Below are 25,578 nucleotides of genomic sequence, written 5' to 3' on the forward strand. Positions count from 1 at the left end.
CTTTAATTTTTATACGCCTAAATATTATATCATGAAAGCCTTAAAAAAATCCAATTACAGCGAATATCGTGTAAGCGATGCCTTCAATCAAATTATTCTTCAAAGCATCACTTCTTACGACGGGAAAAGAAGAGAACAACTGAAAGCTTTTTTTCTTGACCTACAGCAAGGAGGCTGTGTGAGCGGTATGATTTCAGAATTTATCTACCACGCCGACTGCAAAGAATTTTACATCGAGCATATCGATGACCTTGAAAATATCCGAACCGAATTGGAAGAAGCTATCGGCGAACCGATTGAAAACCGATTTGGGGCACCGCATTACACTTTTGTATGCTGGCTCTGCTTTGAAGAATACTGCTTTGACCTCTATTCAAGACTTTTTGAATAGCAATTTTCACTCTTAAATATACTCTTATGAAAGCATCTGAAAATTTTAAAAATGCCATAGAGAACTATCTCAGCACTTTGGCGCAGGGCGATACCGCCTTTGCACCGCACTACGCCAAAGCTTCTAAAAATTTGGAAAGCTGTCTGCACTACATTTTCGGGGAGGTCAAAAAAACAGGATTATGTGCCTTTGACAATCAGGAAATCTTCGACATGGCAGTAAAGTACTACACCGATGATTCCATCGGCACGCCTGCCCCAGTAGCATGCAAAGTTGTGGTGCAGACCCCTGCTCCGTCCGACCTTTTTACGCAACCTGAAATACCTGCTATGACAGTCAAAACAGAAACTGTTCCACCAGTAAAAAAAGAAGTTAAACCCGTGCAGACCGAACTAACACTCTTTGACCTATGATACCCAGAACCCACATCGAAAAACAACTTACGGCGTTAAGCAGTTCACTTGCGCCCATAAGACCTGAGGTATTCACTTGGGCGGAGCAGAATATTTTTCTCAAATGGGGCGTATTGTCACGCTCCAAATTTTACTGTTTGCAGTGCACCCATGTTTGGAAACCCTCCTGCCAAAGTACCTGCGCTAAGTTCACTTCCTGCCCTGCCTGCGCAGGAAAACTTAAAATGATGCCTTATAATCAGGTGCATTTTAAAGAAACTGAATACTCTGCCGTTGTGGATAGCTGTGAGGGGTTTCAGGTCGTGCGCATGATAATTAGCCACAAACACATGAAAAAAAATTTCACGCCGACCTATTTTCATAAGGAAGTCATGCAGCATTGGATTAATCCCAAAGGCGAAGTCCGCACGCTCGCACTCAGCACCAATGTGTTTTCAAGTACGCTAGATGCATGGAAATTCTATTCCCCGCTTGAAATAAAGCCAAAGGATTTCAGCCGTAATGCTAAATTTTATATCAATCCTTTTAAAGTTTATTCGCAGATTAAAGTGCTTCCGATTTTAAAAAGAAATGGCTTTAAAAGTTCGGTCTACGATATTGCACCGCACCTGCTCTTCTCATCACTTTTATCCGACCCCATCGCAGAAACCCTGCTAAAATCACGACAGCTGAACCTCTTGCAGTACTATCTCGGCGCTTCAAGACAGAACATCCGACGAAACTGGCAGGCTGTCAAAACGGTCATCAGAAATGGCTATAAGATTTCGGATGTGCAGATTTGGGAGGATTATCTCGAACTGCTTCGGTATTTCAAAAAAGACCTCTGTAATTCCGTTTACGTCTGCCCCGAAAACCTCAGCGAAGCGCACGACCGTTTGTTGCAGAAAAAAAGGGGTTTGCTAAGAATGAAAAAGCTCCAAGACCTGCGCCTTGAAATCGAAAAGGCGCAGAAAAGATACCAAAGCGACAAGAAGCGTTTTTTCGGGCTGTCGTTCCACAAAGGGGAACTCAGCATTTCCGTTATAGAAGAAGTAAAGGATTTTATGCGGGAAGGCGACGATTTGGGGCATTGCGTATTCACCAACGAGTATTATGATAGAAAGGATTCGCTGATACTCTCCGCTAAGGTCGAAGACAAATCTGTCGAAACCATCGAAATCTCACTCTTTAAAATGGAAATCCTGCAATGCAGGGGACTAAAAAACAAGCCCTCCAAGCACCACAAGCAGATACTGCAGCTCCTTTCCGAAAACCTATACCGCATAAGGGAACGCATGAAAAGGAGAAAGAAAAAAAGAAAGCCGATAGTTATATCGGCTTTTTATGTTCTGTACTTTTAATCTTTGAAACGTCTGGAGCCCGCCGGCATTCTGCCGGCGGGCTGTCTGTATCTAGGAAGCCCTATTTCAGGCTCACCGTATCTGAAAGGTTTTCCATGCCTATAAAGGCTTCAATATATTGCATTACTTCGTTGCGGTTTCTTGGATCGGTTTCAAATGAATTGATATGGAATTCATCATCCTGATCTTCAATATGGATAATCTCATTATAGGCTTTGGAAATAAGGCTTCCCTTAAGCCTTATTACCTTATTCTGTTTTAGGGCATCCAAATCTTTTCTCTCTTAATTCTATTGCCGTCTCCATCCCTAAAAGAATAAAAATTTAAAATTGATTGCAATTGCTTTCCAAATTTAGAAATTATTCCCCCATTACAATCGCAGAGCGTGTTAAAATAACAATAGCCTTTGCTAATGGGAGTTTCTCAATAAGTCAGTAATTTTGATCTGCACGATATTCTTCTGGTCAATTCCCATTAAAGAAAGCGTCTCTTTGTGGGCATCTTTTTCTACTTCCGCAAAATAAGAAACATGCCAGACCGCATCGGCTTTAATCTTTGCCTTTATCTCCTCAAAATACTTCAGGTCGACCTCAGAAATGGAGTGTCCCAAAACAATCACCTTCCCGACATCCCCAAGGCTTGAGAAGAACCTGCTGTTCTCTATGATGATTGCCGCAGTATTTTTAAAGGCTTTGGTATAGTAGGACAATATTTCCTCTTTGGCGCTTTCATATGAGTAGTCGTACTGGTCTGCACGCTCCTGCTCCCATTCAAAAAGCTCCTCATCACTGAGCCCCGCAGGAGGTCTTTGCTCTTCAGATTGGAAATTTGCGGGATCCGTTCCATGCCCTAAAATCAGGCTACTCTCGTCCTCCGAAGCTCTGTTATGTATATAGGTTATCCTTTTATCTCCTATCTCGTAGGCTTGAGAAAGCGTGCTGGTGTAATTGAAGCTCAAAAAATGGCTGTCATCGTCAATTTCTATAAGTGCCTTTTCAAGAATGCTTCCATAATCGGCTTTAAGTATGAAACTGTTGAACTCGCCCACTAGGTTTGTGGTCAGATCCTTAATAATCAGCTCCATCTGCTGCTGGTACTGGTGCCATTCCCGGTCTTTGAAATCCTCTGCAGACGGATTGGCAATCCAGTCGGAATTGTCATCCAGCACAGAAATATAGTCCAAGTCTGCAAGAGCCTGCTCAAATCTAGACCATATGCCGTACTCCTCGTCGGTAAGATCAGGATCGGTGATGTCGGGAAGGCCGTAATAGGTAAGCAGAAGATTATAGAGCTCTGAATTGTTTTCATCCAGATATTGCGCAAAGCTCTGATATCTGGTGTCAAGGCCATGGTGGATATCAAAACCGTTGCCGATAATGTAGAGTGTCTTCATTCTGTAGTATTTACATTTTATATTTCTTTTTTTCAATCTCAAAATATGTTTGCCCGTAAACTTTTAGGAAAAGTACTCCGCCAAAAAGTCATTCGGATTTATGCCACTGGGATCCGCGCTTCTTACGGCGTCTAGGGACTCGCTGTCCGATGGCCAGAGGATTACCGCGTTCGAGAGGTCAAGGAGCTTGGTTTTCTGGATTTCTCTCGCGAAAGGCGAATTGCTTCCTTGTTCATTCTTGTACATAAAGGTTATAGCGCTTGCAATCAAGTCCGCGCACTGCACCCCGAACTCATCCTTTGAGTCTACCATCTTAAGATCGCCGATCTGCGGAGGAAAAGTCATCACGCGCTCATCGTACCCGAGCTGGGTCTTCTCCGCTCCGCTTGCGGCCAGTTGCCTTGTATGGTCCAGATAATCGCTGTAATGGCTGACCTGCTTAGAAACGTCAAGCTTCACATCGATAAGGCCTTTATGAAGCTTGTACCAGCGGTCGCACAAAACCAGAAATGAAGAGAATGTGACGTCAATGGTATACTTGTCAGCGCAGTCCAGTATGTCATCAATATATTTTCTGCTTTCCAGAACCGGCTCAAGCACGCTTTTCTCTTCCACCGAGTCCAAAAGCGTTGCCGCAGTTTGGTAGAAACCCTCCACGGACTCGGGTGTCTTGGTTCTGATCATCTCAACAAAGTACCGTATCAGATCAGCATATAACTGCTTGTCCCAGAAAAAATTTCCAAAATAAAATAGATAGTTCATGTAGAATAGGTTGTTTCCCTTTACATAGATATCATGTCCGCGGTGATGCATGACAGTTTCGATCAGCTGGTCTGTAATCTGCCCGCAGACATTGAATTCCTTATGCACCGCATAAAACATAATATTCGATTCGGTTATCAATTCGTGATCGAGGAACTCCAGTATCTTTTTCCTTCCCTCAATGCTCTTTCTCAACTTCTTGAAATGCATCTCCCCCTTGACTCCGAAAATCTTTTCAAGCTCTCCAAGCTCCTTTTCATTAAAACTTACTGAAGCCAGCACAAATACCGGCTGCTCTGCATTGAGCATATCCTGTCCCGTATTTCCTGACTCATCGAAATAAACTATTCTTTTTGACATAAGCGCTCTGATTAAAATTATTGCTGTTTTATAGAAACTAGAGCTAAAAATAGTCTATTATCAAGGAATGCCAAAGAGTAGAAATACCTATTCTTCTTCAAGTCTATTTCGATACCTGGAAATTAGGCGTGCAGAAATATCGGGATATCACAAGTGGCGAAAAGCATCTATTTTTTTATTTTCTTTCTCCTGCAAACTATTGAAAACTTACCTACTTTTGTAGAGTAAAGATACGAACTGGGACAGAACCTTATCCCAAATATCAAGTCGCTGATTTTAAGGACGGAAAAACATTCTGAAACTATTAATCAATCCAGATTCTCGAAATACAATACGCTTTAAAGAAACCTCTGATTCAAATTTGAAATGATACTGTGAATCTCAAATTACATAAAACCTGAACTATACTTAACCAAAATCCGAACTATAAACATGATTTATCAGATAATTTTGCCCTTCTGTGCAGTTTTTCCAAATGAATCTCCGAGAGAAATTAAAGAATATATCAAGGGAATTTCAAAAGAAACACTGATCACCGCCGGCTGCTTCTTTCTTGGATTCAAGACCTATGGTTCCAAGTATGCAGATCCTTCAGCTTTCTTGAAGATGCTTTTCGGCAGCGACAAAGTACAGATTGAAAAAGCAGAACAAAACATTAAAGCATTTCTCGCCGCAAACCGATATGTTTCGGAAACCCCTACAATTCCGCATGTGGTAAGCAGTTTGCAGTTTTTTGAAATTGCCTATAAACTTGATGCAGCAGAGCAGACTAAAACACAAAAACAAAGCGAGCTGGATATTCTCAAAGCTTATCTGCTTTTGAATGAGAGTTTATCCGAAAGAACCCGAACCGTTGAACAGATTGAACAGCACTTTCAAGGTCACATGAGAATTGTCGCCAATCACCTCTTCTACCAGTTTGACAGGTTTGATTTGACCAATTACGATACCGATAAGCTCTATTCCACCCAATTATTGAGAGCCTGCATGTTTTTTGAATTCTTAAGCCAGAGGAAAGACTGCGCACTGCTTCTGCATGAATTCTATCGCCATTTTGAAGTTAAAGACCATAAGGATTACCTTAAGCGCATATTAACCCTATCCTTTGTAGTAATTACTGCAGAAAAGGAGGCCCAAACGGATATCGTTTTGGAAAATGATCCAGAGCAGGCATCTTTTCTCGACAGGATGGCAATAAATAATGCTGAAATTATAGACGATTTTGATTTTAAAGCAATCAGGGCAAATCCAATATATAAGGTTTCAGAGGGAATATACAGAATAATATCGCCTCTTTTTGCAATAGAACTGATCTACAATGGATTAGTCTGGAAATTTAAAGAAATATACGATAAGATGCCTGAACAGGACAGGCCAAAAAGTTTTCAAGGTTTGAAAACCCTCGATTTTTCAGAAAAATTTGTGCTCAATAGCGTTCTTCCAAAATATTTTGATGAGCGGCATATGCAAAAGACTGGCCAAGAGCTGGACGAAAACTATCAAGGCGCTCCAGACTACTACGTCAGGAATTTGAATAGCATAATTCTATTTGAATCTAAGGATATCATGATTAATGCTGAAGTAAAGCAATCTGTTGATTTTCTGAAAATAGAGCAGGCATTAAAGGAAAAATTGTATAAAAAATCAAACGGCAAATCAAATGCCGTGCTGCAGCTCATTAAATCAATCGAAAAAATACTGTCCAAAAAGCAGGCTTTCGACAGCGACTATTCTCTCGACAAAGTTACCATCAGCCCAGTAATAATACTACATAACAGAATGTTTAATAACACGGGCCTCAATAAATTCATAAATTTCTGGTTTCAGGAAGAGCTTCAGATCCTAAAAAATAAAGGTTTTAAAATCTCCAATATAAGGCCACTCGTCATTATTGACATAGACACGTTGATTTTTAACCAGGACCTTTTTTCTGATCGAACTCTCGATTTGGAATCTTGCCTGCATGAATACCAGACCCAATATGTAGGTTACAGCGGCCCAGGATCTGTCCAGCATCCAATTGCGCAACAATTTAGTCCAACCGCCGATAAAGAAAGCTTGCTGCCATTTGCAAAATATCTGGAAAATAAAATTCTCCATATGGGGCTGCGCCGCATACCTCGGGAAGCAAAATTAAAGAACACTGAAATATTTAATTAAAGCCTTAACATATCAGTTTTGATGAGATATTATTTGGATACTGTCGCAATTAGAAAATTAAGCAGAGAGCTTAATGGAATAAAAGACCGTTGCTACACATCGGCCCTGTGCATTTTCGAATTGATTTCGGGAATAAACCAAAAAGAATTTTCCGCAAGGAAGAAGGCCCTGGAAAACCTGTTCAATTCTGGTATCCAAATCATATGGGAACTTCCTGAAGCCATGAAAACCTATGCATTTCCACTTGTTGAAATACAGGAAAGCAGGACTCCTGGCTTAAAAATGCTATCCAACCACCTCTTAAAAAGCGCTGATATTGATGAATTTATATCTAACACTAGAGATCATATTTATTCACAGGACTTTTTTAATGAATTGGACGGCATTTATTCATCCGGTTTTATCACGGCAACAAGCAGAGGCAATCAGACATTAAAAGAAATATTCCAGCAAATAAGGGAGAAAGATGGCGAAGTATTTGAAAAGATAGCAAAAGATTATTTAAGATCTTTAGCCACCGATCCGATTAACAGGCAAATTACCATCAGTGCAATTGCCAACAATCTGGCTGCTGGGGTAAGAAAATCAGGAGATCAGATCGAGGTTACTGAAGTTATTGAAAGTTATAACGGAAGCATAGACGTTTTCATAGATGCATTTTCGCTCTATACAATACAAAAAAGCGCGCTTTTTAACAGTCCCTCCAAAAATGATTTCGTAGACCTGCACCATCTACTATACCTAGGAAATGAACAGAAAGACTGCATTGTCACTGACGATAAGATGATTCTTGAAATTACTCCGTATTCCATTTCAATTGATGGTTTTAAAAATATAATTGCAAACTTTTGAAAGAAATGAACTTATTTAAAAAAAGAAAACCTTAAAAAAATCAATACTTAAACAGCTCATGTTCGAATGTGCATTAGAAATATCTTTGACAGATCAAACATCGAAAAAGATGCTTGAATCCGGGTGCAAAATCGGTGCATTCATTTATAACAAACAACTTAAAACTCTGTAAAAAAACAGTTTAAAAGCTTAGGTTCGAAACATTACTAGATCGTTGAATATAAAAATTGAATCAAAAAGTAAGGTTTTATAGTCTAATACTGCGACATATTCTAACAATTTAATTACAACTTCAAATAACTAATATTAACTCATTTTAAAAGTCTGAAATTCTACTTTTTTAAAATAAGAATGCAAAAATCCCCCCATAACTTAGCCCCTACTTTTTGTTAGATCATGAAGAAGGAAAATAATATTTTAATCACTCTTTTATAAAAATTAATAATTATTTTAGCACAAAAGAAATTAAAGTAACATCCATACTCTAAGTTAAAGCAAATACTTGAAATGATAAAACAGCTTATTACAGATTTAAGTTATGATCAAATTTCATTAATTCAAGGCCTTTCAAGAGCAAAATTAATTGCCTTCGAAATCCAAAACTCAGACTTTAAAAACTGGATTGTAAGTGAGCTAAAAGGATATCAAGCGTAGGTTCGAAAAACTGTATTACGCAGTTTTAATGTTGTTCTACGCAGCTCAAAAATTGATTTATTTCTAATTTAAATCGATATAATATTGTTTCAAATTTTTACGTATTGCGTCTCCAGTATATGATAGTTCAAATTCAAGCTCATTTTTATTGAGTTTGTATTCATTCCCTCCTTCGTAACCATAATTTGTAATCTCCTCCAAATCGACGAAAAATTCTTTAAAACTCAATAATCCCCAGCTCAGTAAATCCGAATTAAATGCAATTGAATATACTAGATTGTCTTCTAGTACAAATTCTCTCAATTCTACTAAAATACATTTTTCTATAACACTACAGCAACTTATGAAATAACCGTAACTAATTTTTTCCAGTAGAAAAGCTCTAAATAATACACCAACGATTTCTGCTTTTTCGTGGTCATCGCATTTATCAACAATATAAAGTAGCTTTTCGCCAACTTTTACTCTGTAATCATTAGAATCGTCTATTTTAGAAATAACTTTCTCCCTTTGTTCCACTTCCACATCACTAAGTTGAGTTAAAAAGTATAGAATCTTTTTTGCAAACATCATATCTTTAACAGTTCCACTTGTTTTAAAAACTGCCAAAAGTGTATTAAGAACAGGAATGCTTTTTGCCACACCATCCTCTAAAAACGAATCTAGGATCACTTCCCCATACTCAGCTGTTAAACCTTTTAAATCTGATGCTTTTAAAGTTTCAGTTATTGACTTGGTAATGTTCTTAATGCTTGACATAAATAATTAGATAAAATGAAAGATACTAATTTAGCATAAATTGGAGTTGCCTTCAAAAGTGCCACAAAAGGTTAAGAAAAATTTGCCGAAAAAAAATTACGGTTTTGTAGCAAAAGCGTAACGCACGACTTTTTGATTTCTCTAGTTTTAGAAAAATCAAACACTTCCAAATCTGGGTTCGAATCGCAGAACAATTTAATATGTCTTCTTATAGAACTGAAAAATTTAGAAACTTTTTGAATGTAACGGCATCTGTCTCGTAATACTTTTTCGCTTTCTGACTTTCATCATCTTCATATTCAATGTCCATACTGTATGAATTGGCATCGTATAGATAAAATTGTACAAGGTTTTTTGCTTTAAAATAATAGATATTCAAACCTAATCTATGTTCAAAAAAATCTCGATGGTTTGAATTCTCTTTAATATTAGAAGCTAGGTCTTTTGATATTGTTCTATCATTAAAGGTTTGGGTGTTGATAAACATCAGAGTTCCTTCGTATAATATCCTAACTGTTGTTTTGTTAAGATAATCAGCTTTTACATCGTATGCTTTAGCTAATTCTGCTTTTGATACCACATAGTATTTACAACTAACTTTATTATTCCAGCCTTTTTGGATTGAACTATAAGTATAAAAGCCGTCTCGATATTTTTTAATTATAATTGCATACGTACTATCAGCTATTTTTACGTCTTTAATTTCAAGTGAATTAAAATTATCAGTACCTAAGCCATACGATTCATAGTTACCTAAAAGCTTCTGATTTTCACCAAGATCTTGTGGTATTTTATTTTTTCCACTTATCCATTGTCCGGAAGAGTTTTTTAACCAACCCGTAGCTAATATTAATGCGCTACTTTTTTTTGTTATTATTGGCACTGCGTCATCAACTCTATTTTGAGCATTGATGGTAACTGCAACTAATGTAAAAATTATAAGTAGATTTATTTTCATAAGATACTTGTGGGTTTATTAAATTTATTAATATGACGAAAGTATAGAAAATAAATTAATAAAAAGCCTATAGATCTAACAGAATTGAAGACCTCAATTAAGTAAATTCTAGTAAGTTTTTAATTCAAAAAAAGTCGTTCATTTATTTGGACGTGATATAAATCCATCTAAAAAAAGCAATCGCCAATACGGTAGATATTTAATCTTAAACGGTTTTATGGCAGAATCGTGGCACATACTATTTTGGACTGGATACCTTTTTTGCCACAAAAAGTTAAGGTGACTTTTAAAGATATTTCACCCTTCTAAGTTTTGTGGCAGAATCGTGGCGCATGGAGTTTTTGAAAAATAGAAACTTAGCAAAACCAGGGTCTGGCGAGTTTAGGTTCGAAACTTTTAGAGCAAGACAATCAAAAATTCTCAGTGCGTCGTCAGGGTTTGCTATTGAACAATTAATCCTATTTTAACATTTTTTCAAACAAATATAAGTTTTTTAAATTGGTTAATATTGTTAAGAATATAAGTTCCCTAAATTAGAAACTATGTGATTTTATTTTGTATGTCCATTTTTATTTTGGATATTATTTTTCTTGTTTCATTTTTTATATCAGTAATTGTTTTTGAAGGGACTTTAACAGGCATTTTTAATATAGAATTTCCCCAATTTAATGCTTTTTTAAATTGTCTAGTCTCATAGTAAAATTTGAACAGAGATGCCCTATTACTAAATAATTTAGGATTAATAAAAACAGCTTTTTTGTATTGTTTTTCTGCTTGCAAAAACATTCCTTTTTCCTGAAGTAAATTCCCCATGAGTATGGCACTTTTATCATTATTTAGATAATTCGAAGCTTTACGGAGAACGATCAATGCCGAATCTACTTTATTGATTTTGGCTAATTCATCCGCATAGTTGTATAAAACATCACTATCTTCCATAGAATTGTCTGATATTTTCGAATAGGTTTGAATTGCTTTTTTTCGAAATCCTGTATTCGAATACCTGATAGCTTCATTTGATTTCATGTAGAATTTAAATGATTCTTGTCCAAAAAATAAAAGACAAACTGCGAGTGATAAAAGGGTAGTCCTCGCTAAGATTACATGTATTTTTCCTAAAGAAATTCGATATTCAAATGACTTCTTTACACTTTCCTCGTCAATAATGATAGCAATGCAAAACAAAAAATGCAGCAAAATACCCATAATTTGAAAAGGATAAGAAAATAATGAACTGATAATAATACAGATTACACTAAGATATGCACCGTTTAAAATTGGTTTTTCTCTTAGAAGTATGTAATTCCGTTTGAACAGAGCGAAAAATTTTATAAATAAGAATGATAAAATGATTAGTCCCATTAATCCGGTTTCAATTATAATTTGTAAGGGATCATTAAACATATAATATGTGTTGTTGGCTAATAAAGCTTCATTGCTGTCGATTGATTCTTTTGAAAAATATTTCGCTTGAAATTCATTATATTTTACTTTAAATTTTCCATAGCCAATTCCGGTAATAAACTCCTGTGGTTGTAGTTGTGTGATGATGACTTTGTAGATTAATAAACGACCACTAGAAGAGTTACTTTTAAAATTTAATAATAGTAATAATAAACAAGAAGCGATTATTATTCCTTTAAAGCAACCCATTTTCAGCTTTAAATAGCTATAGTTTAAAACACACAGTGCAATAGTAAATCCTATGATTCCGGCCCTTCCTTTTGTGTAGAATAGAAGACAATAACATAAAAGAAAATAACAAATTAGAAAGATCTTAGCTAGTCTTGTGTCTTTTATAAAACCCTGGCTGTATTTTTTTAAGTAGGGAGTAATAAACAATAATTGCGCTGCAATAAGTATAGAAAAAATGCTCACATTTGGATAAAACTTTAACGAAGAAAAAAAAAATGACAATGCAAAAAATAAAATTTCTACACCTATTATAACAATATAGCCCCTAATCAAAACTTTTATAATTGAATTTCTATTAGTTGTCAAAAAAGCCAATGCTATTTTGTAAAAGAGGAATAATGCCAAAAGATAAACATATGAGAATAGTTTTATATCCCATTTAAAATAAAACTTTAAAAGGACTAATAAAACAAACAACTGAATTACCAGGTTTGTTAAAATAGTTGAGAAGGGCGATTTTACTTTACTAAAAAAAATCAAACCAAGAAGACCAACAATAAATAAGAGAACGGGTTTCATAAACAATCTTACCTCACCCCAAAAATAGAGCAAAGAAAAAGAGAGTAAAATGAGAAAAATTAAATTATCAAGTTTTAACGAAAACCGTTCTTTTATCATTTGAGAGAAGAATTAATGTAATAATTCAGTTTTCTGGAATAAGTTTAATATATAAAAGCAAAAGCAGTTTCGAAACTTGAAACTGCTTTTTATTACTATTAATAAAACACATCGAGTTGGTAAGATTTATTAATCACAACCCATTTTCCATTTTCTTTTTTCATGATTATTAAATAATTATCAGTTAAGCCATTAATTGATTCAGTTGTTCCTTGACCAACTTTAAAAACTAAATACTTTTTACCACTATAATATATAGGCTCTGAAAAAGAAAAAATATTTGTGATTGGACGATGTTGTTCAGAATGCCCAACAATAAATTCTATAAATAAATGACTTGAAAAGAATTCAATATGTTTATAATCAAAATCAGTTGAAAGCCATAAGTTATCTGCCGCAGTGTTTTCTTCAGTTTTATGATAGTATTTCTTTTTCATTCTTGCCCAATCCGCTTCATTATAAAGAGGAGGTTTGATTTCTTCTCTTTCGTCTCTTTTATATTCATTGGTTATGGAATCTTTAGAAGTTTTACCTTTAAAAATATCAATTACGTGATTTACATTGGTTTTCTCCTTGATGACAAATATCTTTTTATTATAATCAGGAATGATTGTATGCAAAAAATCATTTATGGCTTGCTTTTTATCTTGAGCAAATGACAAATTACTAATAAAAAAAAGAGTAAATAATAATAACTTTTTCATTTTTTTATTTTTTTAGTTGCAGGGTTTTCCCACTGGTTTTTGTTCATTTGGAGTTCCCTGTCCAATTACATTTCCAACAGACTCGGAAGCATATCGGTTTTTAATTCTCATATCATCAGCACCTCCACGTGTAAATTTCGCATAAAATACTGGAGCATCTCTTAAACCTCCCCAAGCCAAATCTGTATATACCTGACTTGGTATTCCTCCATCAGGAACTGCAATTCCTGTATTATATTCTTGTAATGCTGTGGCAATTGAATAAACATATTGATTTGCCATTTCTAGATGATGAGCATTTGCTGATGTTGTTTCCGAAGGTGGGAATCTCTTATCGCAATATGCTTGGAATAATGATGGGAAATTACTTAGATTATAGCCTCCTGTAGGATATCCTTTAGCTTTAAATTCATCAACGATACTCATAAAATACACATGAACTATCTCATGTAATATATTATTAGCTCTAAATAATGCTGTTGCACTGGTGTAATCTTGACTTATCGTCGTTGTATAATTAAATGGAATAGAGCTATCTGATTGCGCTGGGACACCACCGGCATATCCTGATTTTATAATATAATTATATTTCTTGGTTGCTCCCAATTGTGCTAAAAGTTTGGCTATATCGGCATTCTTGGCAGTTTTTAATGTGGCCAAAACAGCTTTTGGACAAGGATCCAGGTTAGTTTCATCAATATTATCTTCTATAGAAATTGCAATAGAAATTGGAGTTACGCCAGTGCTGGCATCACTGCCACCACCGCCAGTTCCATAAGGATTATATGAAGGACTAGTGGTTGAATAATAAGGTTGAGAAGGCAAATAAACATAGGTTACAGGTGCGTGATAATTATTGTTTATAACCACGTCATCCAGGTTTTGCTCGTCACCCAATCCACTGGTTTTCGCGCTAGCATAGTTGTTGATCCTTACGTTATTGAGTGAATTGCTTTGGGGAGTGTTTACATCATACTTTACGAGCATTTGCTCTATTTTTCCATTTTCCAATTGGTGGTAGGATAAAACCTCATCATTCCATTTTTTTGTGATTAAGAGTCCCGTAAAATCGTCATTGGTCTTATTGAACATAACATTACTAATATCGTATCCCTTAGATAAAAGATATTTGTACTCTGGAACATAATACAGTTTACGAACTATCATTTCATTAGTACTGGTTTTAATAATTACCATTCTCGATAGAGTTGCGTCAAGAATTTTCTTAGTCTCATTACTTGTTATAGTTTTGTCAGCAGGGACAGAGATTGTTGCTTTATTTTCAATCAATGGGAATTCAAAAACTTCAATACTGTCCTTTTTCAGATAGGTTCCATTACTCCAATCGGGCACTTTGTTTTTACTATCTGCATTTTGTTGCCATTCTTCAGATTTCTTAAAGGTGGAGTTAAACCATTCTTCTGCACTGGCTTGTGTAAAAATATCACTCTTTACATCGTCTGTATCTTTATTACAAGCTAAGATGCCCAGCAGAGCAATAAAGATAATCAAACCTATAGTTTTTTTCATGTTTTGTGTTTAATTTAATTTGTCTACTCTAACGATTTTCGACTACCTCGTTTACTATCTTATAATGTATATTCCTTTATTTTTTTGATAATTTACCACCAGACCTGTTTGTTATTTTCATAAGTAAAAATGTTGCTCCTTTCTTCCCTTGAAGTATTCTTTAATAGGTATATGGCATTTTTAGGTACATTGTTATATAGTAAAGAATTAGATTGAGCTGTTTTTATCCCCAGATTCGTCCAGCCGCTCATCCCCATATATAAAAGCATATATTTGTCTCCTACATATAAGTTTCCTCTATTGTTCTCTGGGGTTGGTTGTAATTGTAAAACCATAGTTTGAGTTTTTTTGAAATCTGGTTTCAAAATTTCATGGAGAGTTCCATTCTTTTTAATTAGGATAGGATAATTTGCTTGTTTTATGGCCGAAGGAAAATAATAAACTGGAAAATAAACGATAGAATCTCCCATATTTTTAAATTCGGCTTTGCTTTGATTTATTTTTGCCCAATCCAGAAAACGGAAATGGTTTTTGAAATCACATAAATATAAAATGTGTTTATTTTTTACTTTAGGATTAATTGTCTTAACGTTAATATCTGCTCCTTTAAAATATTCATTCGATACATCTTTAAGATATGGGGTATTGAGCTGTGCCGGAATCTCTTCTTTACCACAAACAAAAGGAAGGCTCTGTGAGTTAATTGAAAAAGTTTGACGGTGAATTTTGGCGAATCGTTTTTTCCATTTTTTAAGAAATTTGAGGTGTCCGTCAGGATTGCCTTCTGCAGGAGCAAAAGATACTGGTCCAGTTGGTGTAATGACCACGTTCCATTGATGGTCTATCATTTGATCTATAGCCACTGGTATTCCTATACTGCGCATTGCGAGAATTCCTATATTACTGAAATTTTGACAGTTTCCAAAATTCATGTTGATCAAGGTTGATGGTCTAATTCCCAAGGTATAAGGTGTATTAGTATTTAACTTTATATTTAATTTTTTCAATTCATTGTTTAATTTAGCGCACGCCTGTATTGTACTCAGCTTATTATAATCAGAATTGTCAAAGTAACCAGAATATTTTTTTTTGTACAACATTCTCCATGGTTCCAGAACTTCGTCATGAACCCGATAAGGCAATAGGTACTCGCAAAACTGATCGAAAGAAAGATGTCTGGCCCAAGGTTCTCGCCAACTATCAAAGGCATCATCGATGTTTTTAATCAAATAATCCGCTTTAATATATTCCTTGTCAGGAAATATATTGTGTCTTCTATTTGGAGATTTTATGGTGTAATTTTTATAGATGCTGTCTAATCGATCAAAATCTTTTTCGTTTTTAAACAGAGAGTCTAAAAAAGTATAATACGCCCTTAATTCTTTCGAGTCGTTTGAACGATGATCTCCCATATTTTCTATTAAAAACCACGTAGCTTTAAGTTTTAAAGTATCCGCCTCCGAATGACTATAATGGTCTACCGTTTTTTGTAGTTCAGGACTAAGTTTTTGTTTTGGCGAATTGCAAGCAATTACTCCGATTAAAATAACTAAGAGAATGTGTGTTTTTTGCATAGGCGTGGATTCTATTGTAAAAACCCTAGGAATTTGAGTACAAGACTACATAAAAAACCAATACAATTATTACGCTTTTCCGTAAATTTAAATTTATTTTATAAAAAAAATCATTTGGTATTGAGAAAGCATATCAAAATAAAAAAAGCAGCCACTGTCTTTCAGTTGTTAATCTGTCTCTTGTGAAGTATCAGGTGAGCAGGGGTGCTCATTGGTATCCGATACATCTTTTTGTTGATCAAAATGGTACAATTCGAAAGGTGGTAAATTCGGCAGACGATTTAGTTACATTTTACGAAAAGCTAAATTAGAAACTCTATTTAAATAGAACTACCAAGCTCTCTAAAGTGTTCTGATGAAAGTTGCGCAAATATCTGAATTTTCGCAATTCTTTTTGTCTCTCAGAATTGTACCCCCTGATAAAAGTATCCCGACTTCTTAAGATTTAGTTTAAAGCAAACAAAGCTCCAGATTTCTCTGGAGCTTTGTTTTATAAGGGAACATTCAAATATCCACCCAACTTATTGAAGCTTATTATATGATTATTACATTTGCATCTTAAATTTAATCTTGAGAAACTCCGATATATTATTAAAAAAAATGCAAACATTAGTTTTTTTTTAAAAAGAATATTTTGACTAGGCAAACTGATGGTTATAAAATTTCAAGTGAACCAATCATAAGAATTTCCTCAAAAACTAGACTTAATATATTTTCTTCTAATTGTTTAAATTCAATCTCAGTGGTGTTTTTAAAATCTTCTTTAATTATTTCTATAAGATCGTTTATAGATAATGCTTCCGTAAAGTAGTACATTAACTGATCAGTTCCTTCCAATAAATCCTTCTGGATTTCCTTTCCCGAAAAAGGATCTATCTCAACTAAATAAACATTTTCTTCTGCTTCTTCTTGAATAGAAAAGTTGTCGTACAGTTTGATTTTGAGAGTTTTAATTTCATTGTATTTATAATGATACACTTTTTGCAACGACCTATAAATACGATTATTTTTTATCTTTTCATAGGAAGAGGTAGGGTCGCTATAATTCATTGAATACATAATATCCATTACTTTTTTATGATATTCGGGAAATTCATACTTTAATCGAAGTTCTAGGTGATTGCATGCAATTTTATTGTGCTTGGCAATGCCTACAAGATGAATGTACTTGTCTATAAATGGAATAAAATGAAAACGGAGAACAGAATCCAAATCGTTGATATCTTTAGAACAGTCAATTAGGTATGTGACATTTTTTCTTTCACTTAGCATACAGCTAATAGAAAATTCTTCTATGATTTGATTAAAATATCCTATGTTTTCTAAATTAATTATTTGATTCATATTGTCCTTCAAAAATTTCTTAGCCATATCACACCAATTTTGAAAAAAGCCAATATCATTCCCTCCCACAATACCCACATTGGCATTAAACTTATAATCTATGATATTCTTGTTTAGATGAGCAGGAAGATTCTTCAGTTTTTGTTGTACTTCCAATAATGCTGTTATATAAATATCAGGTACAGGATGCTTACTTTGGACAATCAAATGGTCATTTAAATTTGATTTCGGAAAAGGAGCCCAAGTAAAAACATCATTATCGACATGAATAAAGGGTTTCTCCTGTAATTCTATGACTTTAATTTTTCCAAGAATCCATAATCTATGATCTTCATTTTCTAACTCATTCAATATAAAAGAAACATCTCCATATGGAAGTCCTAACTGATTAATTAGAATGTCATAACCATGATTATCAGTATAAAGATCAACATTTGAATTTTCTCTTTTTAGTGTAAGTAAACTCAAGCAGTTGCTCATTAAAAAATATTTATAATCTAACCATCCCCCAATTTTTCTGTTATTACTAAATTCTTGTTTTTGCTTGTGTAAACTTGGTTTAGACCAAAATGAATGAATAATTTTCATATTATTGTTGTTAACTTTTATCCGATTAGGAGTAATAATTGTATTTAAGCAAAAGTCATCTAATTAAACCATGATTTAATTCCATCATTTTTTTTGCTTTAGAAAGCGCAGAAGCTATTACTTGGTGCATATCATAGTATTTGTATTCTGCTAATCGCCCTCCAAAAATGACTTTATCTTCTATTTTTACCAACTCATTATATTTATTAAGCTTTTCAGTATTATACCTGTCATTTATTGGGTAATAAGCTTCAGCTCCGGGTACCCATTCTTGCGGGTATTCTTTTGTGATGACCGTTCCCTTTTGTTTTCCATACTCAAAATGCTTATGTTCAATTATACGAGTGTAGGGAATATCGAACTCAGTAAAATTTATTGCAGCTACTCCTTGGTAATTTGGCAAATTAATATATTCATGTTCAAATCTCAAACTTCTATATTGCAAATACCCAAATTTATAATCATAAAATTCATCTAGTTTACCTGTATATACTATACGTTCTGCAATATTTTGAAATTCATGTCTATTTTTGAAAAAATCAATATCAGTTCTTACCTCTATCCCTTGTAATAGCCCTTCTATTAACTTATTATATCCCCCTATTGGAATTCCTTGATATCGATCATTAAAATAATTATTATCAAAAGTAAATCGAACAGGTAAACGTTTGATAATAAACTTTGGCAACTCTGTAGCCTTTCTTCCCCACTGTTTTTCGGTGTAACCTTTAATAAAAGTTTCATAGATATCAGTCCCGACCATACTAATAGCCTGCTCTTCAAAATTTTCAGGACAAGTAATTCCTGACTTTATAATTTGATCTTGAATTTTAGTAATAACTTCTTGTGGATTCTTAATTTTCCATAGTTGATAAAACGTATTCATATTGAATGGTAAATTGTATAGTTCACCCTTGTAATGAGCTAATGGAGAGTATGTAAAGTTGTTGAATTCTACAAAGGAATTAACATAGTCCCAGATTTCTTTATTGCTCGTATGAAAAATATGGGGGCCATATTTATGTATATTAATACCTTCTTTGAATTCACAATAGATATTGCCACCTATATGACTTCTCTTTTCAATGACCAGACATTTTTTTCCAAACTTGGTCATCTGTTGAGCAAATACAGCACCAAAGAGTCCAGATCCAACAATTAGGAAATCATATTTTTTAAACATATTTCTTCTTTTAAATTTTGTTTTACTATTGGGAAAATATTTTATTTGATTAAATTTTCTGTTGTAATAACTAGTCTTTTAAATTGTATTAAAAGCATTATCAACTATGTTCAAATAAATTTTGTAGTTTTTAATGTGTTAAAAATTTTAATTCTTATATAAATTAGTTTTAGCAAAATAATAAGAATTTACACTTTTTCAATTTACAGCATATAATGGACAGATTGATTTTTTTCTCTCATAATAATCTCAAAAATAAAACTTTAATAAGTGTACAACTTACACTTTTAACAAAAAATTAACACAACTATTCTATCGTTAATGCTTCATTTTTTTGATATTTGATTTAACCTTATTTGAATGTCCTAAATTAGTTTCATAAGACATTTTGCAATAATTAGAGTAACAAGTTTTTTAATTCATTTAACTAAACAAATTATGAAAAAATTAAGTTTAAAAAATGTAGGAAGTATGCTTTCTAGAAAAGAAATGAAAACCCTTGTGGGTGGTTATGGGGGCGGCGGTGTCGAAACATGTAGAGCTTATTCAGGCTGTTCTACAGGTTGTTATGAGAGAAAAGCAGTACCTGGAGGTGATTGGACGTATTCTTGTACTAATTGTTGTATCGCTTAAGAAGTTAAGTGTAGTATCTAGAGTTTATAAAGATAAACTCTAGATTTTTAATCTATTAAAATAATAAGAATGAGACTTTATTTAAAAATTATATTTATTGTCATAATTTTGATTTATTCAGATGATATTTTTTCTCAAAGAAAAATAATTTATGGGGAGACATTGCAAACAAAAGAAAAAGACACTATTTTTTTAATTAATGGTCTATTAAGTACAAAATATTATGAGTCCCCAATAATCACATCAAATGTTCTAAATAATAAATTTGAGATTAGCTATTTTTCTTCTTACCCGCAGATGTACTTTTTGTCTTGGAAAAGTGAACAAAAAGATATACTATTCCACGAAGATCCAATTTTTCTAGATAATTCTACTACAAACATAATAGCTAGAGATAAGCATTGTGAAGTAGTAGGGAATTCATCTATAGAATATAAAAAAGAGTTTATTCCATATATGCTTAATCAAAGTAATTATGAAAATATAAATAATTATTTGTTTGAGAATGGAAGCAATTTTGATTTAAAACTTTCGAGTTACATTAGTCATAAAACTGATTCATATGTTGCTTTATGGTACTTAGTTATGCGATTTAATGAGAATGGATACTCCCCATTTTATGAAAAAATTTTAAATTCTTTTTCAAAAAGAATTAAATCTGAGAAGCTATGGATGATTTTGAATGATGAATTTCAAAAGATAACAATTAGGGAAGATAAAAAATTTCCAAAATTGTCATTGAAAAATTTAGATTTAAATGAAGATATTTTAACAATTCCAAATGCAGAGTATACTTTGATTGATTTTTGGTTTAGTAGATGCCGTCCTTGTTTGGAGCAGATACCTGCAATGAAAGTAATTTATACTAATTACAATTCTAGAGGATTTAATATTATTGGTATCTCAACGGACAAAACTTTGAATATAGAAATTTGGAAAAAACGAATTGTTGAAAAAGAAATTCCTTGGAAAAATTATCTTGACGAGAATGCAATCTTAGCTACAAATGAAAAAATATTTTCGTTTCCAACTAATTTTCTACTAGATAAAAATGGAAAAATATTAAAGAAAAATATTAAAATAGAAGATTTGGAGATTTTTTTAAAGGAAAATTTAAAAGAATAAATTCTTTTAATAATGAAAATTAGTTTAAATATTAATAGTTATTAATTTTAATTGCCAGTAATAAATTAAGAGTAAAATCTTTTTTAACTATTATTTTTTTGTTCTAGATTATCTAACTAGTTTAAATTTAATTTCTTTTAATTTTTAATAAAATAGCATTTTTTCATTAGGTACAATCTATAAATCATAATCTTTATAGGTATTTTATCTATCTCAATGTTATAAGATTCAATTAAAATACTAATTTAAGTTTGTTTTTTCAAATCTTATTAATTTCTAATTTTTGCCCTGAATATTGATTTCTTGAGCTAAGCTGTAATCAATATTTTTTTTTTTTTAAAATTAATAACCAGAAGTAACTCTCATATTTTTAAATTGTCACTTCTAAAAAGTAAAAGCTATGTTTAGAATATTTTTTTTAACATTAATTTCTTCAACTATTTTTGCTCAAAATAACGCCACAATAAAGGGGGAAATTTTAACTAAAATGATTATAAATGATACTATACATTTTAGTTCTGGAATATACAATAAAGCATACTATGAAGATAATGATCTAAGTTCAATAGTTAAAAATAATAATTTTATTCTTAAATCTAATCTTACTTACCCTCACATGTATGTTTTAAATTTAGATAGTGAAAAAAATAATATATTATTTAGAGGAGGTCAATACTTCATCGATAATGATACAAAAAATATGCAATTAGATTCCTTATATCGTATTAAATTATTAGATGGGGCATCAAATTTAGAATATAAAAACAAATTTTTACCATATATTTTAAAAAACATAAAAGATAATTTTTATGCTTTTCGTTTCAATAACGGCGAAATATTTGATAATAGGCTATTTAATTATGTAAAAAAGAATCCAGATTCATATGTTGCATTGTGGTTTTTAATTGACAGGCTAACTAGTGTTGGTTATAATGAAATATATGAAAAAATATTGAATCAATTTTCTCTACCTCTTAAGAGTAGTAAACTTTGGAAAACTGTAAATACTGAACTTTTAACAAAAAAGGAAAACTATAAAACAGATCCAAATTTTGACTTAAAAAGTGTTGATTTAAAAAACGAAAATTTAAAATTACAAAATTATATACTAATTGATTTTTGAATCAATCTCTTTTAAACCTAATCTTACGATAGATTTTAGAAGGTTTGTACAACTAATTACTTTACACGAAATGGAATTTAAAAAAAACAGCAAATGCGGTGGTTGAATATTATTGTAAAAATTAAATATCTAAATAAAGGCATTTCTTTTTAAGAACTACAAAAATATTTGAAAAATAAAAAATACATGTTTTTTCGTACAAAAAAACAAAAAACAGGATACTTTAAAGACTTTTTAAAGTAGCTGCAATAATAAAAATTTAATATTAAAAAACATGACTAAAAAATTTTCATCTCTTTTTCAATATCTAAAAAGTGAAAATATAAGTATTAACGAAGACGAATTTGAATTTCAAGCACAATCACATCCAGATTATCCCAGTATATTATCCATAATTGATACGTTGAGCTTTTTCAATATCAGCAATGGAGCGCTTTCTGTCGAGAAATCAGAAATAGAATTGCTTCCCGATCATTTTTTAGCATTGCTAGAAGTATCTAATAGTGAAGCTCAGTTTTATTTTGTTGAAAGAAAAGGAGAATTCTATTATTTTATAAAAGATAAAAAAGTAATCTCTAGACAAGATCTAGAATTAATTTGGAAAAATATAGTTATTTTAGTAGAAAAAACTGAAATAGACAACAGTCTAAAAAGTAAGAAAAATAGCTTGTCTTGGATATTGCCTTCTTTATGTATTGGATTATTTTTAATTACACTTGCACATTTTCAAATATCTCTAACAATTAAACTTTTTTTTATCTTCCCAATATTTGGAATTTTATGCTCGATAGCCGCATTAAAAGACTTATTTGGGACTAAGAGTAAGTTTCTTAATAATTTTTGTAATTTAGCATCCAATTCGAGTTGCACGACCGTTGTTGAATCCAATAAGTGGAAAATTTTTGAAATTGTAAACTTTAGTGACTTAAGTATAATTTTTTTTAGTACACAATTTTTTACATTGCTTCTGTATATCCTTATGGTTGATGAAAAAGTCTTTTTTTCTTTTAATCAAATAATGCTTTTTTGTGCTTTGCCACTAATAATAGCATCAATTTATTATCAAAAAATTGTGGAGAAAAAGTGGTGCCTTATTTGTTTGTCCATTATTTCAATTATTCTTTTAGAACTGGCATATATAATTATTTTTCTGCAATTTCATTTTGTTTCTGATACAACCAATATATCTATTTTCGGATTTGTAATTACATCAGTAACCCTTGCATGGTTTGTACTAAAAAAAATATTGATAAAACAAAAACATTTGAAAGAATACCAGATTACTTCTAATCGTTTTATAAGAAATTATGAAGTTTTTAAAAATAATCTACTTTCAAAGGGAAAAACTAAATTAGCCTATAGTCCAATTATTTTGGGCAATAAAGAAAGTGACATTGAGATTGCTGTCATAACAAGTCCATTTTGCAGTTATTGTAAAGGAGCTCATGAAATTTTGGAAAAAATATTATTAAAAAACAAAACCAATCTAAAAATTAAAATTTTAATAAATGCAAATTTTGAAAAATTAGATAATGAGAAAAAGATTTTCTTTCGAATCTTAATGGCTATTTACCTAAATAAGGGTGAAGATTTTTTCTTAGCAGCATTTCATGATTGGTTCGAAAATAAAAATTTACAAAAATGGATTGAAAAAAACAATTTACCATATAATGAGGTCCAAATAGATTCAATCTATGAATCACAAAATCAATGGTGTATAGATAATAACGTACATTTTACCCCTGCTTTCTTTATCAATGAGTATTCTTATCCAACAACTTACGAGCGAGAATCTTTATTGTTTTTTATAAATGATTTAATAGATGAGGATTTCTTAGTAGAATCAGGTAACAGTCTGCCAATTTTGACTTAACGTTTCCGTGTCCACCAGGAATCGCCTAGCAAGCGCAAAAAGCAACGCAATAAAGCAGGATTTTTTTGCTAGCCTGCTTTTCACACAACACTTTTACAAAAGAACAATTGACATAATAAAAAAGTTTGCATAGATAAGTCTTAATCTAATCGTAAAGCTATTGTAATCATGAACGTTAGCAACCATATTATAAAAACAAACCAATTGAAACAAAATGACCCAGCTTCTATAAAGAGCAGTTTTCAATACTTCATTTAATTTTTCTCGCCAAAAAATCAAATTCCTCCACCCATTAAAAGACGTGGATTTAGGAGATAGAAATTTGAATAAGAAGCATAAAAATCGTGCATTTTTATGGATACGAAAAAGTTATCAGAACTATTCGTGACGAAATCTATTTTCTTTCCAATTATGCCATTGACCGTGCTTTAAAATTCTTTCACGAACTCTAAAAGGAAGGAATGTTCTACTAACCGAAAGCCCCCCCCTATCACTGGATATAGTCGTGCTTGTGAGTTCATTTAAACAATAGATTCATTTATTTATATTTTTATCAAAAGAAATAATAAAAAGAAACCGAAGGTAGGACGGCTTAGCAGTCTGGCAAAAAGACTTCGGCATAATGTCTTGCTCGTTCCTCTCAAGCCACCCTTCGGGACTTATTCCGATTCCTTTTGGCCTGTCTGCATCCCGTCTGTCAGATCGTCCTTTATCAGATATGTGTGATAAAATCTCACATTATTTATTTTCAAAAGACCTTTTAATTTGAGTGATGCTCTTACGCTTTATATGAGTGACTATGTAAAAAATGAAGGGAAAAAATTAAGATGCACATTCCAAAATATCGTAATAATCCAAGATAATCTGGTTAGATATTTGAATGCTTCCCGCTACTAAGGAAGCTTCAGCGAAATTTGAGGCTTTTTTTGTTCAAAGCCAAAAATAAATCTTCAATATGGCAATTGAACACAATCCTTTTCAATAATGTTGTCGTAGAAATTTTCAATACTCGTGCTGTGCTTTTAATTCCTAAACCTTTTATTAATTGAATTATATTTTCATCAATATCAGTCTTGTAACCTTAATAAGCATAATTTTTAACTCTGTTTTCCTACACAACTTACAAATATATCTCTGATTACCTGACTTTGTTTTGCCCTCTTTTATCATGCTTCTAATTTCACCAACACATCTGCAACACCAAGTCGGTTTGAAGCCATTTTTTTCGATCTATGATGTTATAAAACAAAAAAACAACCCGAAGGTTGTTTTAATTTTTACTTGCTATAGTACTATAAATAGTTGATTATATGTAAATGGTTAGATGGAATAAATGACCACAAACACAACTGATTCAAATTTACCCCGCAGTTACACAGAGTAAAATCCTTATTTTAAAGAATAAATAAAATCTCACAAAAAAACACAGTTTTTGTATTTTTTTTCTTATATTGCATTAGTTAATAACTTAAAAATAAAATTATGAAATTTATCACATTAAACTATGGAAGTCAAACTCTTTTGGTACTAGTTGAAGAAATACTTT

At 32.4% G+C, this 25,578-nt stretch carries 21 protein-coding genes; 10 read left to right on the forward strand and 11 right to left on the reverse strand.

Annotated features, from left to right (window positions below; translation table 11 throughout):
* The first annotated feature begins 31 nt into the window (after nt 1–31).
* Genes ASC72_RS07025 through ASC72_RS07035 form a run of 3 tightly spaced genes read left to right on the forward strand, consistent with a single transcriptional unit; the run spans nt 32 to nt 2,144 of the window.
* Nucleotides 32–391 carry a hypothetical protein gene (locus ASC72_RS07025; RefSeq protein ID WP_056188900.1) on the forward strand — a complete coding sequence of 120 codons (360 nt, stop codon included), beginning with the start codon at nt 32–34 and terminating at the stop codon, nt 389–391.
* Between the two features lie 26 nt (nt 392–417).
* Nucleotides 418–804, forward strand: a complete 387-nt coding sequence (locus tag ASC72_RS07030; RefSeq protein ID WP_056188903.1) for a Cas9 inhibitor AcrIIA9 family protein — start codon at nt 418–420, stop codon at nt 802–804.
* Nucleotides 801–2,144, forward strand: a complete 1,344-nt coding sequence (locus ASC72_RS07035; RefSeq protein ID WP_056188906.1) for a PcfJ domain-containing protein — start codon at nt 801–803, stop codon at nt 2,142–2,144. Before ASC72_RS07030 ends, ASC72_RS07035 begins: the two co-directional genes overlap by 4 nt.
* Before the next feature lie 61 nt (nt 2,145–2,205).
* Here ASC72_RS07035 and ASC72_RS07040 read toward each other — a convergent pair whose 3' ends face one another.
* From ASC72_RS07040 to ASC72_RS07050, 3 genes are all read right to left on the reverse strand, one after another.
* Nucleotides 2,206–2,415, reverse strand: coding sequence for a hypothetical protein (locus ASC72_RS07040; protein WP_371258442.1), 210 nt, complete (start codon nt 2,413–2,415; stop codon nt 2,206–2,208).
* A gap of 138 nt (nt 2,416–2,553) precedes the next feature.
* Entirely contained in the window at nt 2,554–3,537 is a 984-nt protein-coding gene (locus tag ASC72_RS07045; RefSeq protein ID WP_056188908.1) for a bacteriophage abortive infection AbiH family protein, read from the reverse strand.
* A gap of 63 nt (nt 3,538–3,600) precedes the next feature.
* Complete coding sequence (locus tag ASC72_RS07050; protein WP_056188911.1) at nt 3,601–4,659, reverse strand: DUF3800 domain-containing protein; 1,059 nt, start codon at nt 4,657–4,659, stop codon at nt 3,601–3,603.
* Nucleotides 4,660–5,091: 432 nt separating this feature from the next.
* On the opposite strand from ASC72_RS07050, the gene ASC72_RS07055 reads away from it, so the two are divergent.
* From ASC72_RS07055 to ASC72_RS24065, 3 genes are all read left to right on the forward strand, one after another.
* The gene (locus ASC72_RS07055) at nt 5,092–6,819 is read left to right on the forward strand and encodes a hypothetical protein (protein WP_056188913.1); all 1,728 of its coding nucleotides are present in this window, start codon (nt 5,092–5,094) and stop codon (nt 6,817–6,819) included.
* A gap of 18 nt (nt 6,820–6,837) precedes the next feature.
* On the forward strand, nt 6,838–7,671 hold the full coding sequence (locus ASC72_RS07060) for a hypothetical protein (RefSeq protein ID WP_131725788.1): 834 nt from the start codon (nt 6,838–6,840) through the stop codon (nt 7,669–7,671).
* Nucleotides 7,672–8,178: 507 nt separating this feature from the next.
* Complete coding sequence (locus tag ASC72_RS24065) at nt 8,179–8,325, forward strand: hypothetical protein (protein WP_157849267.1); 147 nt, start codon at nt 8,179–8,181, stop codon at nt 8,323–8,325.
* 63 nt (nt 8,326–8,388) lie between these two features.
* On the opposite strand, the gene ASC72_RS07065 is transcribed toward ASC72_RS24065, so the two are convergent.
* From ASC72_RS07065 to glf, 8 genes are all read right to left on the reverse strand, one after another.
* Nucleotides 8,389–9,084, reverse strand: a complete 696-nt coding sequence (locus ASC72_RS07065) for a hypothetical protein (RefSeq protein WP_056188920.1) — start codon at nt 9,082–9,084, stop codon at nt 8,389–8,391.
* 208 nt (nt 9,085–9,292) lie between these two features.
* Nucleotides 9,293–10,042 carry a hypothetical protein gene (locus ASC72_RS07070; RefSeq protein WP_056188923.1) on the reverse strand — a complete coding sequence of 250 codons (750 nt, stop codon included), beginning with the start codon at nt 10,040–10,042 and terminating at the stop codon, nt 9,293–9,295.
* A gap of 540 nt (nt 10,043–10,582) precedes the next feature.
* Nucleotides 10,583–12,154, reverse strand: a complete 1,572-nt coding sequence (locus ASC72_RS07075) for an O-antigen ligase family protein (protein ID WP_206743207.1) — start codon at nt 12,152–12,154, stop codon at nt 10,583–10,585.
* Nucleotides 12,155–12,453: 299 nt separating this feature from the next.
* Nucleotides 12,454–13,059 (reverse strand): hypothetical protein, encoded by a 606-nt coding sequence (locus tag ASC72_RS07080; protein ID WP_056188929.1) that lies wholly within the window; start codon nt 13,057–13,059, stop codon nt 12,454–12,456.
* 12 nt (nt 13,060–13,071) lie between these two features.
* The gene (locus ASC72_RS07085; protein ID WP_131725789.1) at nt 13,072–14,412 is read right to left on the reverse strand and encodes a hypothetical protein; all 1,341 of its coding nucleotides are present in this window, start codon (nt 14,410–14,412) and stop codon (nt 13,072–13,074) included.
* 269 nt (nt 14,413–14,681) lie between these two features.
* Nucleotides 14,682–16,163 (reverse strand): hypothetical protein, encoded by a 1,482-nt coding sequence (locus ASC72_RS07090; RefSeq protein WP_056188934.1) that lies wholly within the window; start codon nt 16,161–16,163, stop codon nt 14,682–14,684.
* A gap of 654 nt (nt 16,164–16,817) precedes the next feature.
* Complete coding sequence (locus ASC72_RS07095; RefSeq protein WP_056188937.1) at nt 16,818–18,095, reverse strand: DUF6734 family protein; 1,278 nt, start codon at nt 18,093–18,095, stop codon at nt 16,818–16,820.
* A 55-nt stretch (nt 18,096–18,150) separates the two neighbouring features.
* The gene (gene glf, locus ASC72_RS07100; RefSeq protein ID WP_056188940.1) at nt 18,151–19,278 is read right to left on the reverse strand and encodes a UDP-galactopyranose mutase; all 1,128 of its coding nucleotides are present in this window, start codon (nt 19,276–19,278) and stop codon (nt 18,151–18,153) included.
* Between the two features lie 438 nt (nt 19,279–19,716).
* On the opposite strand from glf, the gene ASC72_RS07105 reads away from it, so the two are divergent.
* From ASC72_RS07105 to ASC72_RS07120, 4 genes are all read left to right on the forward strand, one after another.
* A complete protein-coding gene (locus ASC72_RS07105) occupies nt 19,717–19,911 on the forward strand; it encodes a hypothetical protein (RefSeq protein ID WP_056188943.1) in 195 nt (64 codons plus the stop codon).
* A 69-nt stretch (nt 19,912–19,980) separates the two neighbouring features.
* The gene (locus ASC72_RS07110; RefSeq protein ID WP_056188946.1) at nt 19,981–21,036 is read left to right on the forward strand and encodes a TlpA disulfide reductase family protein; all 1,056 of its coding nucleotides are present in this window, start codon (nt 19,981–19,983) and stop codon (nt 21,034–21,036) included.
* A gap of 400 nt (nt 21,037–21,436) precedes the next feature.
* The gene (locus tag ASC72_RS07115) at nt 21,437–22,159 is read left to right on the forward strand and encodes a hypothetical protein (RefSeq protein ID WP_056188949.1); all 723 of its coding nucleotides are present in this window, start codon (nt 21,437–21,439) and stop codon (nt 22,157–22,159) included.
* Between the two features lie 274 nt (nt 22,160–22,433).
* Complete coding sequence (locus ASC72_RS07120) at nt 22,434–24,032, forward strand: vitamin K epoxide reductase family protein (protein ID WP_056188952.1); 1,599 nt, start codon at nt 22,434–22,436, stop codon at nt 24,030–24,032.
* Nucleotides 24,033–25,578 lie beyond the last annotated feature (1,546 nt).

The organism is Flavobacterium sp. Root420 (assembly GCF_001427905.1).
Lineage (GTDB): Bacteria > Bacteroidota > Bacteroidia > Flavobacteriales > Flavobacteriaceae > Flavobacterium.

Bases quoted from the DNA above. Each gene is read 5' to 3' on its own strand.
- ASC72_RS07025 (WP_056188900.1), top strand. From the start codon at position 32: ATGAAAGCCTTAAAAAAATCCAATTACAGCGAATATCGTGTAAGCGAT.
- ASC72_RS07030 (WP_056188903.1), top strand. From the start codon at position 418: ATGAAAGCATCTGAAAATTTTAAAAATGCCATAGAGAACTATCTCAGC.
- ASC72_RS07035 (WP_056188906.1), top strand. From the start codon at position 801: ATGATACCCAGAACCCACATCGAAAAACAACTTACGGCGTTAAGCAGT.
- ASC72_RS07045 (WP_056188908.1), bottom strand. From the start codon at position 3,537: ATGAAGACACTCTACATTATCGGCAACGGTTTTGATATCCACCATGGC.
- ASC72_RS07050 (WP_056188911.1), bottom strand. From the start codon at position 4,659: ATGTCAAAAAGAATAGTTTATTTCGATGAGTCAGGAAATACGGGACAG.
- ASC72_RS07055 (WP_056188913.1), top strand. From the start codon at position 5,092: ATGATTTATCAGATAATTTTGCCCTTCTGTGCAGTTTTTCCAAATGAA.
- ASC72_RS24065 (WP_157849267.1), top strand. From the start codon at position 8,179: ATGATAAAACAGCTTATTACAGATTTAAGTTATGATCAAATTTCATTA.
- ASC72_RS07065 (WP_056188920.1), bottom strand. From the start codon at position 9,084: ATGTCAAGCATTAAGAACATTACCAAGTCAATAACTGAAACTTTAAAA.
- ASC72_RS07070 (WP_056188923.1), bottom strand. From the start codon at position 10,042: ATGAAAATAAATCTACTTATAATTTTTACATTAGTTGCAGTTACCATC.
- ASC72_RS07080 (WP_056188929.1), bottom strand. From the start codon at position 13,059: ATGAAAAAGTTATTATTATTTACTCTTTTTTTTATTAGTAATTTGTCA.
- ASC72_RS07090 (WP_056188934.1), bottom strand. From the start codon at position 16,163: ATGCAAAAAACACACATTCTCTTAGTTATTTTAATCGGAGTAATTGCT.
- ASC72_RS07095 (WP_056188937.1), bottom strand. From the start codon at position 18,095: ATGAAAATTATTCATTCATTTTGGTCTAAACCAAGTTTACACAAGCAA.
- glf (WP_056188940.1), bottom strand. From the start codon at position 19,278: ATGTTTAAAAAATATGATTTCCTAATTGTTGGATCTGGACTCTTTGGT.
- ASC72_RS07105 (WP_056188943.1), top strand. From the start codon at position 19,717: ATGAAAAAATTAAGTTTAAAAAATGTAGGAAGTATGCTTTCTAGAAAA.
- ASC72_RS07110 (WP_056188946.1), top strand. From the start codon at position 19,981: ATGAGACTTTATTTAAAAATTATATTTATTGTCATAATTTTGATTTAT.
- ASC72_RS07115 (WP_056188949.1), top strand. From the start codon at position 21,437: ATGTTTAGAATATTTTTTTTAACATTAATTTCTTCAACTATTTTTGCT.
- ASC72_RS07120 (WP_056188952.1), top strand. From the start codon at position 22,434: ATGACTAAAAAATTTTCATCTCTTTTTCAATATCTAAAAAGTGAAAAT.